This is a genomic window from Cryobacterium sp. M25 (assembly GCF_002929635.1).
Classification (GTDB): Bacteria; Actinomycetota; Actinomycetes; order Actinomycetales; family Microbacteriaceae; genus Cryobacterium; species Cryobacterium sandaracinum.
Genome location: NZ_PJJU01000032.1, coordinates 36,818 through 49,851, shown reverse-complemented (window position 1 = coordinate 49,851; position 13,034 = coordinate 36,818). Strand labels below are relative to the sequence as shown.

Below are 13,034 nucleotides of genomic sequence, written 5' to 3'. Positions count from 1 at the left end.
GCTACAATCACCACAGACCCCATACCGGCATCGGCGGCAAATCACCCATCAACCGTGCTCACAACGTCAGTGGGAACAACACCTAGCCCGCGCATCCACGGCCCGGAAGCGGGTTCTGGCTCTGCTTGTCGTCGTCGCCGTGGTCGGCGTCGGCAGCGCCGGACTGGGCGGAGCGGCCGTCGCCGGCTCACTCCCCCAGAGTCCGGTCGAGCTCGGCACGGCGGACTCCTTCGCGATCCTGTCGAAGACCGGCGTGACGAACGTCTACGCGTCCGCAGTCAACGGCAACGTCGGGGCCAGCCCGATCACCGGCGCCGCGGTGCTGCTGACCTGCCCTGAGGTCATGACCGGCACCATTTTCACTGTCGACGCCGCCGGTCCGCCGTGCGCGGTGACGGACCCGAGCTTCCTGAGGACATCCGTCGGTGACATGGAAATCGCCTATTCCGACGCGGCGGGGCGCACGAACCCTGACTTCATCGACCTGGGTGCCGGCGAAATCGGCGGTCTCACGCTCAAGCCCGGCCTCTACAAGTGGAACACCGACGTGACCGTCTCCAGTGATGTGCGCCTCACCGGCGGCCCGGACGACGTCTTCGTGTTCCAGATCGCCGGCAACATCGACCAGGCCTCGGCCAAGAACGTGACCCTGCTCGGCGGAGTGCAGGCCAAGAACGTGTACTGGCAGACCGCCGGTGCAGTCTCGGTCGGCACCACCGCGCACTTCGAGGGCACGATCCTGAGCAAGACCATGATCGCGATGAAGACCGGCGCGTCGATCACCGGCCGGTTGCTGGCCCAGACCGCCGTCACGTTGCAGAGCAACTCTGTGACGAAGCCGGCCCTGTAACCACCGGTCGGCCGTATTCGGGAACCAATTCGGCGGCATCCGTCGTCGCCCGGTTCTCGGACACCAGTCCACAGCCGCCCGTGCGAGTGTGGCCAACTCAGGAGAAACCGCCACCGCGGCCGAAACTTTCCCGCGTTTCCGGGGCTGCCGGGCAGCATCCGCCCGCATCTCCTGAGTTAGCCACGAACGCACCGGCTCCGCTCACGACGGATGCCGATGGGCGGCTCACGGGCGGCGGCGGAACCCCGCGCGGGGTTTACGCCGCTGCGCTGGAGGCGCGCCACGGGCGCAGTGGCGCAACAGCGGCGCAGCACCCGCGCAGCACCCGCGCAGCAGCGGCTCAGCGGCGCGGCAGTGGCGCAGCACCCGCGCAGCAGCGCAGGTTGAACAGTCCGAACACGAGCCTGGGCGCGGTGACCCGCCGGGTCAGCGGCGGGGCCGCCACAACCGTCCAGCCTCGGCGATCGGAGCGGCGAAGAGGCCCGGTTGACCGGGAGGGGCCCGGCGTGCACGGAGGTCCTCGGCGGCGGGTTCCGTTACCGGTCCTTGATTCTGCATATGTGCGGTTCAGTGCCTGCGTCGGTGCAGTCATTGAGAGTGGTGTTCCCGGGTGAGTCAGTCGTTCTCGGATCGGCGAGCCGGGCTTCTCAGCGCGGGCAGTGCCAAGGTGTGAAACAAGCATGCGATCGGGAACCGAACCCGAATCGATTCCCGATCGCACTGCCAGATCAGGACGAGATCCCTAATCTCGCCCGGCTTCCACCGTTGCAGTCGTGCGCCTACCCAAGGGGACGACAAAACGGAGGTGTGTCCACCGCGCCACGAGACGACAGAGACGAGGCTGAACGGCCGCATCTGGTGTCGGCCTCGAGGGAGGTGAGGTTCATCTGGGGCGGTTCCTTTTCATTCGGTAGGCCGGCTGACCCGAGGGTTCCGTGCCTTTGCGACCCCGCCTCACGACGGGTGTGCCCTTGCGATTGACGTGAAGGTGACCGTCTCTCCAGCGACCAGTCGGTCACCTGAGAGAAACCTATCAGCCAGGTTCGGCGCGCAACCGGCGAGGCTAAAACTTTCGCCGCTCGAGGGCCCCCCAAATCGAGGGGTGCGTCCGGCACAGACTCGGGGTGACGGATGCCGAGGCGCGCTTTCCCGGCGCCGAACTCCTAGCAACGGGCGAAGGCCCGGGCTAACGTTGCAGTCGTGGGCGGAGCCGCTCACACTGCTCTGTCGTAATGCTAAGAGGGGGATCTCCATGACGGTCACCACAGCCGATGCCTACGTCGCCGCGGCAAAAACAATCGCCACAACCGCACATCTGGGCCAGGTCGACAAGCTCGGCGCCGCCTACATCGACCATCCCCGTCGCGTTTCCGAGCGCCTCAACGATCCCCTCGAGCAGGCCACCGCCTGGCTGCACGATGTGCTCGAAGACTCGAACATCACCCGCCACGACCTGCTCAAAGCGGGCATCCCGGGCGGTGTGGTCGAGGCCGTCACGGTGCTCACCAGAACGGATGCCGTCAGCGACGCCGACTACTACGCCGGCATTCGCGCCAACCCGATCGCTCTCGCCGTGAAGCGCGCCGACATCGCCGACAACCTGGAGCCCTGGCGGGTGGAACAGTTGGACGCGAGCGCCCAGAAGAGGCTCGCGGCGAAATACGGGTCGGCGCTGGCGGCGCTGGGTTAGGCCGGCTCGAGGCTCCCTGCTGCGGTCGAACCACGCTGCGGTCGACTCCTGCTGCGGGTTGACCCCTGCTGCGGGTTGACCCGCGTCGGCCTCAGTGCCGTCATCCAACACCGTCGGCAGAGTGCCGGTGACGCAGTGCCCCCCGTGCACCAGCGGGTAGGAATCGGTCCGGACGAGGGGCTTGATGCAGTCCGTCCGGGTCGAGGCCTAGGCTTCCATGTCGTCGTGGGTGACGATGCGGCCCAGCTCGATGCCGCCATCCGGGAGCTGCCAGAAGTGCATTCGGCGCGCGGCGGGGGTGTTCTGCTCGATCGAGACTCGCATGCAGCGGGCGCCGTCCCAGCGCAGCAGGTGCGGGTCGGCCGGCCCTGCGCCCTGGCGCAGCGCGTGCAGGTGCCGCCCCTTGAGGGTCTTCACCCGGCCGGTGAGCACGTCGACGGATGCCTTGAACGCCTTGGCCAGCTGGCCGTCGTCGAGCCCGGCGAGAGATTCGGTGAACCGCTCCCCCAGCACGTAACTGTGCGGCAGCTTCCATTCCTCGCGGTCCGACTCCGGAACCCGGTCGACCCAGGCGAGGAGGATCTCATGCCGCACCCAGCCGGAGGGTTCCTCCCAGGCGGCTCGCCGCGACTCGTATTCGCTGACCGTGGAGTGGGTGGGGACGGTGCGGCGGGATTCGCGCAGCATCCGGCGTTGGGCCCGCTGGTCGTCGCGCAGCTCCGCGACCGTGTGGCGCAGGGTGGCGAGTTCGACGAGGGCATCGCGCAGTTGCAACTGTGCGGAGCGGGCCTGCTCGCGCAGTTTGGCGAGGTCGGAATCGGTGGCGCCGGCCTCGGAAAGCTGGTTCTCGAGCCGCACGATGCGGGACTTCGCCTCGGCGAGGGACAGCTGGGTCGATTGCAGCGCGGAGTGTGGCGCGGGAATGGGCGTGGGCGTGACCCGGAACGGGGTGGCCCCCGTCGTAACCGGACGCAGGGCGTGCACGCGGCCCGGCCCCGGCGACGGGCGCGGGTGAAGGCGGTCCGATGTCGGGCCTGCTGTGATCAGGACCGTGACCCCGGAGACGCCGGCCGCATCGAAGACCCCGGCAGCACCGGAAACGCCGGAACCACCGGAAATGCCGATACGGGCGACCCCCGCGGCGCGGCGGGCCGATGCGGAGGCACCCACGAGCGCGGGCTGGCTGTCGAGTTCGACCACTGCGGCGGCGCCTGCGTCTTCCTCGACCTGAGGCAGCAGCGGACGATTTTCCTGCAGCCAGGGAGGTCCATTCCGCACGGCACACAGCGACGGCAGAACGCTTTCGTCGTCGTCGACGTCGCTCAGGCACAGGTGCAGGGCACCGCTCGGCAGGTGGATGACCCGGGCCGCCACGACGTCACCCTCGGAGAGCAGGGCATCGACCTTGTCAAGCGGGTTGGCCGAGATATCGGCCCGGGTGATCGTGAGCGCCAGGTGCGGGTGCAGGGCCAGAACCGCCCGCTGCGCACTGACCTTCTGCACCAGAGCGAGCGTGATGCTGCCGTGCGGGTAGCGCTTCGCGATCGTGGTCACGGAGGGCGGCTTGATCTCGACATTGAGACGATGAGTGGGTGCGTCGAGCGCGCCCTGGATGCGCTGACCGGTCTGCAAAGTCCAGTCGAGGGGTACCGGCGGGTAGGTCAGCTCCTGCCAGACGGTGGCCATGCCGCCGCCGTCGAGTTCGACCAAGGCCCGGGAACCGCCCAGCATGAACCCCTTGACGGTGCCGTCCACGGTGATGACGGATGCCGGGGCGAGCGCGAAGAGGCCGGCCTGATGCGCGTGGGCGAGGGCATCCGTCACCAGCTGATCGGTGGCGTGTTGCGGGTCGCCGTGCGTGAACCGAAGCCGGGAACGGGCCAGGTCGGCGAACGCGTCGCCGACGGGGAAGGAACGCCCGGCGCTGCCGTAAACCTGGAACTGGGCCGGGAGCAGATCGCCGAGCTGGCGGGTGAGCTCGCCCGTCTCGATCAGGAAGACGCGCGCGACGTCGCCGATCTGGCCGGCGAGTTGGTCGATTCCGATTTCGGGCAGGGAGGTGCCGAACGGCGACGACACCACAACCCAGGGACGATCACGGCCCGCATCGTGCAGACCGTTAGCGAGTTGTTGCACCGCGACGCTGGTCTGCACGCGGATATACACCACTGACTCCCCTTCCAGCCTTCGTGAGAGGCTGTGTGACGAGGGTACGCCTGTCGCCTGTGAGAATGATCCCGAGCGTTAAGGTTCAGGGTGTAGGGAGCCCGATATCATGTGTTTTCCGATGGTCTCACGGGGTCTGTCGCGGGGTCTGTCGCGGGGGTTGTCGCGGGGGTTGTCGCGGGGGATCACGGGGACGCGAGTATCCCCACGACCAACGTCGTCGCCGAGTTCAGCACGATGAAGGCGGCCACCGCTGCCACCGCCAGCTCGAGCGGCAACAGCACCGTGCGCTGCAGAGCCGCGGCGCGCACCTCGGAGTCGAGCCGAGAGAAGCTTTCGATCAGGCCCTCGCCAGAACCCAGCGGCACATCGATCCACATGTCGGGGTCGTCGAGCAGTTCAATGACGCGCAGACGATCCGCCGGGCCCAGCACGATCGGCAGGGACGTCAGCCACGGAACGAGCTCTACGGCATCGAGAACCGTCACCGGCACCGGCGATGACCGCACGTCGATGCTGCGCGCACCGACGAGGACGACCAGGGGAATCACGGGAGTCGGGAGCGGACGGCGGTCTTCCAGCAGCGTCGTGACCCGTTCCGCCTCGAATTTCGCGTGACGCAGGTAGGGCACCGGCCGGCTGTCCACCAGAACGCTGCGTTCCTCCACGAGCACGCGCTGGCGGCGGTGCTGTTTGGTATTGATGGTGATGACGCCGCCGGGGCCCACCAGCACGTGGTCGATGTCCCAGCCGTGTCCGCCGATCGGCAGCGCGTGGAAGACCGCCCACTCCGGCGACAGCGTCGCCAACTTTTCGCCGACCACGATCTCGCCCTGGGCGCCCAGGTACCAGCCCTCACAGTTCACGCCGAGCGGGGAACGCCCCAGAAACCGGGCCCACAGGGTTCGTGGAGGAGTGCCGCTCTGCTCGCGCAGCAGCTTTTCGATCATGAACTGGGCCGCGAAGCGCTGGCGCATTCTGGTACTTTCCAACGTCATCTTTTCTGGTCCCCCACCGACGATTGTAACGGCTGACCCCAACGGGTGGCACTCCCACGGGGGACGGGCCCGAACCGGCCACCTACGATGGTCGGATGGTAAACAACATGAAGGTCGTGCAAACCCAGCTCGGGCTGCTCGAAACCCACATCAACACGATCAAAGAGGATGCCGCGGCACCCCGCGGGGTGGAGGAGTCTCTGGTGGCCATCTGCACCGCGCTCGACGCGCTGACGGACGAGTTCCGCCGCCGCCTGCCCGAGTAGGCCCCCGCTTCGGGAGCGTCGTTCCGGCTCAGGCCGTCCCGAGCGCGGCTTCGATGAGCCGGAACACGACGTAACCGGCCGCGATGGCGCCCGCCGCGGCGAACAGGACCCACAGCATCCGTCGGATGCCGGCCGATCGCACCCGCGTATCGAGCGCCGTGAACCGCTCGCGCGCATCATCGGGGGTGGTGTCCGGCAGCACGTGCCACACGTGCGGGCTGTCGAGAAGGTCCGCCACCTCCTGCACCTCACCGGCCGACAGCACGGGGTGGAGCCTGACCAGCCACCGGCGCAGTTCGTCCGCGTCGAGCACTTTGACCTGCTCGGGCTTCTGCTCGATGGTGAGCAGCCGAGGGTCTACGAACACGATCACCGGCTGCACGGGCGCGACCAGCGGCATCCGTTCTCGCACCAGGCTCGTGACGCGCTCGGCCTCGGATGCCGCGTTGTGCAAATACGGCACGGACTCGCCGTCGACCCGCAGCGTGTCCCGAGCGACACGGATGTCATTGCTCGGGTGGTGCTTCGTGGTGATCGTGAAGATTCCGCCGGGTCCGATCACGAGGTGGTCGATCTCGGTGGTCGAGGAGCCGACGGGCACGGCGCGCAACGCCGTCCACTCGGGTGGCAGCGTCGCCAGGATGGAGCCCACCACGATCTCTCCTTTGGCCCCGAGATACCAGGACATGCTGTCAGCGCCGTGCGGGGATAGACCGAAGAACCCCGCGAACCGCGACCGTCGGGGCACGCTCCCCTGAACCCGCAGCAGCTGCTCGGTGACTGACAGCGCCGCGAGGCTCTCCTGCATCGTGGCACTGTCCAGCGTCATCGCAATCCCCTTTGCTGACTCGAATCTAGCGACTGAGGAGGGGGAGTACGCAGTCCCCGAAGGGGGGTGTCGACGGCGTGGCGACTGGCGCACCGGGTTCGCCCGCGATGCCGGTGCCGATGCGGGTACCGGTGCGGCCTACGACCAGACGTCGCGGTGGTCTGTGGCGAACTGCCGGAAGGTGGTTGCCGGATCGCCCGAGAGCCGCCGGATCACCCGGTTCGGGCGCACGGAAACCCCCAGGCGCACCACCCGGTAGATCATCTTCTGCACGGCGATGAAGTCGGCCTCTGCGCCCTGCTCGGCCAACCGGGCGAGGTAGTCGTCGACGCTCGGCCGCGCATAAACGATGCGCCGCCCGAGCACCTCCGAGAGGATGTCCGCCACCTGGTAGTAATCCAGCGACTGCTCGCCCGACAGCGTGTAGGCCCTGCCGAGGTGCCCCGGCTCGGTGAACACCCGCGCGGCGACGCGCCCGATGTCACGGGCGTCGACGAATGCGGTGCGCGCCCTGGCCGCCGGAAGATAGATCTCGCCGCGCTCCCGGATGCCGTCACGGTACACGGTCGACAAATTCTGCATGAAGAAGTTCGGTCTCAAAAACGTGTACGGAGCCCGCCGACGCCGGAGGTGCTTCTCCACGGCGTGGTGGGGAGTGGCCGGGTTGAACTGAACACCCTGCAGGGAGAGAAAGACGATCTGGCGGATGCCGTGCGCCAGCGCCGTGTCGATCACCGGGATCAGGGTGTCCGCCACGTTCGCGATCGCGGGCGGGCGCAGCAGGAACAGCCGGTCGACTCCGGAGAAGGCGCCGGCCCAGCCGGTCGGGTCGGAGAAATCGAAGGCACGGGGCGTGCCGGCCGGCGGGTTCAGGGCCAATTCGGAGCCGGCCGGGTTCCGCACCGCGGAGATGACGCTCTCGCCGGTGGACGCGAGCGCCGCGGCCACGGCCCGTCCGACGGTTCCGGAGGCACCGGTGACGAGGATGCGGCCCATCAGATGCCCGTGGAGTCATCGTGAGCCGGGGTGGGAGAGGAGCCGAACATGAGTCACGCCTTTCATCGAATGCATTTAGTTTAGCCACTAAGGCAAATTGACACGGTCGAGGGCGCGGCGGCAGGCACGGTGGCATCCAAGCCGCCCGCAGTCCCCCAGACTGGGGGTGTGAATGCAATCAGGGTGCCCGGAATCCGACAGTCAACCTGGATCGCGGCTGCGGTGGCCGCCACGGTCGCCGTGGGTGCCGGTGCCGCCGGGATCGCGGCCGCCACGGGTCTCGGCGACGACGAGACCACCCTGACCGACACCGAGCTGGCGCGTGCGAGTCGCGCGGCCCTGACCGAGGTCGGGCCAGCCACGGTGACGGATGCCCAGCGCGGCCCCGCCGAGTCTCACGCGCTTTCCGAGTCCTCCGAGTCCTACACGGTCGACACCCGACTTCCGAACGGCGTCGAGGTCGCGGTTCAGCTCGATGAGACCTTCACCGTCGTGTGGGTGAGTGCACCCAGCTGGAGCGGCGACGCGGCATCCGTGGCCGAACCCCGCGTGCTGACCGCTGCGGAACTCGCAAGCGTCGACCGCACGACTGCCGGACAGGCGGCCCTGGCCGAGGTCGGCAGTGGCACCGTGACGGACTTCCGCCGCAGCAGAGCGCTCGACCACGCCTTCGAGGTGGAGGTCACCCTCGACGACGGCACGAAGCGCGTCGTCGAGCTCACCGAGCGCAGCCAGGTCGTGAGCTCCAACCGCCCGACGCCGCGCTGAGCCGAGCTGAGCCGAGGTCGCCGGCCCGGACGGCGCTGCGCCGCCGGGTCGGTACGAATCGTTAGCTCGCAGATGGTGACAGGGCGACCGGTGACGAAGTACCGTTGTGGAGTAGGTTCGAAACGGCGTACGCAGAACGAACAACAATGACGTCGGCCCCCGCACCAGCGGCTCCACCTGAGTGAGGTTCCTCGGGTGGCGCCGCGCGTCTTGCCCGGGCGCGTGCTGTGTCGCGTCCGCTGGGCGTCACCGCTCGACGAGGATCCCGTCTTCGTCGCAGTAGATCGTGCGGCCGGGGGTGAACGTCACGCCGGCGAACCGGGCGACGGCATCCGTGACTCCAGCGCCGGCCTTCGAGCTCTTGCGCGGGTTGCTGCCGAGGGCCTTCACGCCCAGCGGCATCCCCCCGATGGCCACTCGGTCGCGGATCGCACCGTTGATCACCACGCCGGCCCAGCCGTTCTGCACCGCGAGGTCGGCGATCATGTCGCCCATCAGCGCCGTGTTCAGCGAGCCGCCGCCGTCGATGACGAGCACCTCGCCGGCGGCGGGCGTCGACAGCACCGACTTGAGCAGGGCGTTGTCCTCGAAGCAGGTCACGGTGCGGATCGGGCCGCTGAACCGGGCGAAGCCACCCAGGTTCAGGAACTGGAGCGAAACGGATTGCAGGTCTTCCCCGCGCTGGTCGTACAGGTCGGCGGTCAACAGCATTGGTGTCCTCCAGGGGTCCGGTGCGGTGCAGGCTTTCTCCCTCAGGCTAGCTGCTCGCTCAGGCTCGCTGCGCTGCGGGTGGCGCTGCGGGACATCCGTCGGCCGTCAGGTCGAGAATCCGATGTCGGTGACGGATGCCGTGACGCCGGCCAGCACATCGGGCAGCACCTCCGCGCCGATGCCCGGTCCCGTGGGAACGCGCAGGTGCCCGTTCTCGAGCACGAACGGCGCGGTCAGGTCCTGTTCGTAGTATCGGCTGGAGGCCGAGGTGTCCCCCGGCAGCACGAAGTTCGGCAGCCCGGCCAGGGCCACATTCGCCGCCCGGCCGATGCCGGTTTCAAGCATTCCGCCGCACCAGACGGGCACACCGTGCGCGGCCGCCACATCGTGGATGCGACGGGCCTCCAGGTAGCCGCCCACCCGCGCCGGCTTGACGTTGATGACGCTGCAGGCACCGAGGGTGATGGCCGTGGCCGCATCCCGGGCCGATTCGATCGACTCGTCGAGGCAGATGGGGGTTCTGATCCGTTTCGCCAGGTTGGCGTGGCCGAGCAGGTCGTCCTCCTTCAGCGGCTGCTCCATCAGGAGCAGGTCGAAGGGGTCGAGCCCGGCGAGGTGACGGGCATCCGCGAGGGTATAAGCGGTGTTCGCGTCGACCTGCAGCAGCAGCTCCTCGCCGAAGCGCTCGCGCACGGCACGCACCGGCTCGAGGTCCCAGCCGGGCTCGATCTTGAGCTTGATCCGAAGGTAGCCCTCCTCCAGGTAGCCGGCCACGGCCTCGAGCAGCTCGTCGATCGAGTCCATGATGCCCACCGACACACCGGCCGGCACCGTGTCGCGCACGGCGCCGAGGTAGCCGCCGAACGAGATGTCGGCCTCCTTCAGCTGCGCGTCGAGGATGGCCGTTTCCAGCGCGGCCTTGGACATCGCGTGCCCCTTCACCGGCTCCACGGCCCCGGCGACGCGTTCGGCGGTGAGCCGGTCGCCGAGCGCCTGCAGCCTCGGAATCAGGTGGTCGCGAATGACGAGGTCGCTGCCGTCGAGGAACTCCGAGCTGTAGAGCGGACTCGTATCGGCGGCGCACTCGGCCCAGCCCTCGGCATCCGCGGTGGTCACCCGCACGATCGTGACCGCCCGCTCGGACGACGTGCCGAACGAGGTGCGGAAGGGCCGCACGAGGGGAATGTGCACGCGCCGCAGTTCGATGTTCTCGATTTTCATGACAGTTCCTTCGGTGCGAGGGTGACCCGCGGAGGCGGTCTCCCCGAGGCGAGTGCTTCGATGAGGGTACTGCCCGGGGCTGGTTTTTCGGTGCCGCAACCCGACCGCAACCGGGCGAAACCTGCCACGACCTGCACCGCCCACCATGTGCGCCGAGAGTCGCCGGTTGTGCCGAGTTGACCCACTCTAGAGGCGACTCTCGGCAGAATCGGCGAGTCTCGGTGCGCTGACGGCCCGGGTGACGGATGCCTGGTCGGTGACTACTCAGCGGAGGCCGTCGACCGCGTCGACCGTGAAGAGCGCGGCCTGCTCCGGGGCGAGCAGCGGCGCGGGCAGCCCGACGAGAGCGAGCACAGCCCCGGTGAGCGTCACTGAACCATCGGTACCAAAAGCACCGGCGGCACCGGACGAGCCCGGCTCCGCCAGCCAAGCCGGCGGGGCATCCTGGATCGTGCGCGGGGGCGCGCCGAGCGAAAGCGGTGCCACCCGGTAGCGCCGCTCGGGCGCGAGACCGGGGAACCGCATCCGCTCCGGCAGCGCCGCGCGCGGGGCGGCGAGCGCCACCTGGGCGAACAGGGCCGAGTTCTGGTCGGGCGAGACGACGCCGTGCAGCTCGATGGCCGGGTCGCTGGGGTCGGCCCGAACGACGACACCGGAGTGCAGCAGCGGCCGCAGTTGCTTGTAGCGGGCGATCCAGGTGGCGATCTGCACCCGCTCGGCCTCGTTCGCGCGGGTCAGGTCCCACTCGATGCCGGCGCTGCCGAACAGGGCGGTCGCCAGCCGGAAACTGAGCTCGGAGGTGCGCCCGGTGGTGTGTGCGGTGGCCGCGCCGAGATGCCCGCCGAGGTACTCCGGTGGTAGGAGCACGCTCGAGTACCGCTGGATCTGCTGCCGCTCGAGCGGGTCGTTGGTGTCGCTGGTCCAGACCCGATCGACGCGCTCGAGAATTCCGAGATCGACCCGGGCTCCCCCCGACGCGCAGGACTCGATCTCGACGCCCGGGTGCTCGGCACGCACGGCATCGATGAGCCGGTACAGCGCCACCGTCTGCCGGTGGGAGGAGCCGGCCAGCAGGTCGCGATTGTGGTCCCACTTCAGGTAGGCGATGGGATACTCGTTGAGCAGGGCGGTGAGGCGGGCGAACACCCAGCCGAAGGCATCCGGGTTGCCGAGGTCGAGCACGCGCTGGAACCGCCAGGTCAGCGCCGGCGACGAAACACCGACGGATGCCGAACCAGTACCGGCCCCAGAACCACCGACACCAGCCGCGTCCACCCCGCCGAGCACCCACTCCGGGTGCGCGCGGGCGACGTCCGAGTCGGCGCTGACCATTTCGGGTTCGACCCAGAGACCGAAGTCCATGCCGGCCGCGTGCACATGCTCGATCAGCGGGTGCAATCCGCCGGGCCAGGTGACCGGGTCGACGAACCAGTCTCCGAGGGCCCGCCGGTCGTCCGAGCGGCCGGTGAACCAGCCGTCGTCGAGCACGAAGCGCTCCACCCCGACCACGGCCGCCGCGTCGGCCAGGCGGGCCAGGGTCGGCAGGTCGTGGTCAAAGTACACGGCCTCCCAGGTGTTCAGCACGACCGGGCGGTGCCCGGTGATGGTCGACCAGGAACGGACCCACGGATGCAGCCGCGCCGAGAGCCCGTCCAGCCCGGCAGCCGAGTACACAGCCACCGTCCACGGGGTGGTGTGGCTCGCACCGGGGGCCACTCTCAGCTCGCCGGGAGCCAGCAGCTCGCCGCTGCCGAGCGCCGAGTAGCCCAGCGCGCTGTTCTCGGCCCAGACGTGTTTGTCGCCGCTCCAGGCCAAGTGGGTGGCCCATATCTCGCCGGTGCGGAAGCCGAACCCGGGCGTTCCGGCCGCCATCAGATAGGAGTCGTCGTGGCCGGGGCGGCCGTGACGGGACTCCCGGCTCCACACGCCGTGGCCGAGCGTACTGCGCTGCGGCCGACGCTCGTGGGTCCACAGCCCGGTGAAGTCAAGCAGTTCCCCGGCGCGGTCGGGCACCGGCAGGATGACGTCGAGCGAGCCGAGCTCGAAGGGTGCGGAGGCAGGGTCGTCACCGGTGTTGGTGAGGGTGTGGCGCAGTCGCAGCACACCCTCGACCGAGAGTTCGAGGTCGGTGCGCACGGCCACCCGGGCCGCGGCATCCGTCAGAAAGATCGTCAGGGCCTGTGTGCCGGGCAGCGTGCGGCCGGAGGCAGACGGCACGCCCGCCCGCACACCGCCCGACTGAATCTCGGTGAGGCGCAGATCGAGGGCCACGCCGCCGCGCCCACCGGGCCGGAACCCGCTCACGCCCGGACGCCCGCTCCAGCCCGCCGCGAGGGTGGGCAGTAGAGAGAGCCGCAGGGGCACGTCGATCGAACTCGGCGAGATGGCCGGCACGGATGCGTCGGCCAGCGTTTCCAGCAGTTCACCGTTCAGGTCACCCAGGTCGGCACCCCAGTGCACGATGACGGGTACGCCCGTGTCGCGGGCATCCAGCACAAGGCTGGTGCCCGCGGCACGGAGGTAGGGAATCGACACAGTG

At 69.0% G+C, this 13,034-nt stretch carries 11 protein-coding genes and 1 riboswitch; of the genes, 4 read left to right on the top strand and 7 right to left on the bottom strand.

Going from position 1 to position 13,034, the window contains the following annotated elements; all coding sequences use genetic code 11:
• Positions 1-139: 139 nt before the first annotated feature.
• Positions 140-850, top strand: coding sequence for an ice-binding family protein (locus CXY81_RS02315; RefSeq protein ID WP_199182918.1), 711 nt, complete (start codon positions 140-142; stop codon positions 848-850).
• A 906-nt stretch (positions 851-1,756) separates the two neighbouring features.
• Positions 1,757-1,830: riboswitch (cyclic di-GMP riboswitch) on the bottom strand.
• A 272-nt stretch (positions 1,831-2,102) separates the two neighbouring features.
• Positions 2,103-2,540: a phosphohydrolase gene (locus tag CXY81_RS02310; protein WP_104171498.1), complete on the top strand. Its 438-nt coding sequence runs from the start codon at positions 2,103-2,105 to the stop codon at positions 2,538-2,540.
• A gap of 207 nt (positions 2,541-2,747) precedes the next feature.
• On the opposite strand, the gene CXY81_RS02305 is transcribed toward CXY81_RS02310, so the two are convergent.
• Positions 2,748-4,709, bottom strand: coding sequence for a hypothetical protein (locus CXY81_RS02305; protein WP_146067588.1), 1,962 nt, complete (start codon positions 4,707-4,709; stop codon positions 2,748-2,750).
• 182 nt (positions 4,710-4,891) lie between these two features.
• Complete coding sequence (locus CXY81_RS02300) at positions 4,892-5,683, bottom strand: nuclease-related domain-containing protein (RefSeq protein WP_158251980.1); 792 nt, start codon at positions 5,681-5,683, stop codon at positions 4,892-4,894.
• A 116-nt stretch (positions 5,684-5,799) separates the two neighbouring features.
• Here CXY81_RS02300 and CXY81_RS16260 point away from each other — a divergent pair, with 116 nt between their 5' ends.
• Entirely contained in the window at positions 5,800-5,970 is a 171-nt protein-coding gene (locus CXY81_RS16260) for a hypothetical protein (RefSeq protein ID WP_158251979.1), read from the top strand.
• Positions 5,971-5,998: 28 nt separating this feature from the next.
• On the opposite strand, the gene CXY81_RS02295 is transcribed toward CXY81_RS16260, so the two are convergent.
• The gene (locus CXY81_RS02295; RefSeq protein WP_104193837.1) at positions 5,999-6,799 is read right to left on the bottom strand and encodes a nuclease-related domain-containing protein; all 801 of its coding nucleotides are present in this window, start codon (positions 6,797-6,799) and stop codon (positions 5,999-6,001) included.
• A gap of 138 nt (positions 6,800-6,937) precedes the next feature.
• Positions 6,938-7,795 (bottom strand): SDR family oxidoreductase, encoded by an 858-nt coding sequence (locus CXY81_RS02290; RefSeq protein WP_104193836.1) that lies wholly within the window; start codon positions 7,793-7,795, stop codon positions 6,938-6,940.
• Between the two features lie 168 nt (positions 7,796-7,963).
• Here CXY81_RS02290 and CXY81_RS02285 point away from each other — a divergent pair, with 168 nt between their 5' ends.
• Positions 7,964-8,563: a hypothetical protein gene (locus CXY81_RS02285; RefSeq protein WP_134542471.1), complete on the top strand. Its 600-nt coding sequence runs from the start codon at positions 7,964-7,966 to the stop codon at positions 8,561-8,563.
• Positions 8,564-8,809: 246 nt separating this feature from the next.
• Here CXY81_RS02285 and rraA read toward each other — a convergent pair whose 3' ends face one another.
• The 3 genes from rraA to CXY81_RS02270 form a co-directional block, all read right to left on the bottom strand.
• Positions 8,810-9,274, bottom strand: a complete 465-nt coding sequence (gene rraA / locus CXY81_RS02280) for a ribonuclease E activity regulator RraA (protein ID WP_104171505.1) — start codon at positions 9,272-9,274, stop codon at positions 8,810-8,812.
• Positions 9,275-9,379: 105 nt separating this feature from the next.
• Positions 9,380-10,495 carry an o-succinylbenzoate synthase gene (gene menC, locus CXY81_RS02275; protein WP_104193834.1) on the bottom strand — a complete coding sequence of 372 codons (1,116 nt, stop codon included), beginning with the start codon at positions 10,493-10,495 and terminating at the stop codon, positions 9,380-9,382.
• 264 nt (positions 10,496-10,759) lie between these two features.
• On the bottom strand, positions 10,760-13,030 hold the full coding sequence (locus CXY81_RS02270) for an alpha-galactosidase (protein WP_104193833.1): 2,271 nt from the start codon (positions 13,028-13,030) through the stop codon (positions 10,760-10,762).
• Positions 13,031-13,034: the final 4 nt, after the last annotated feature.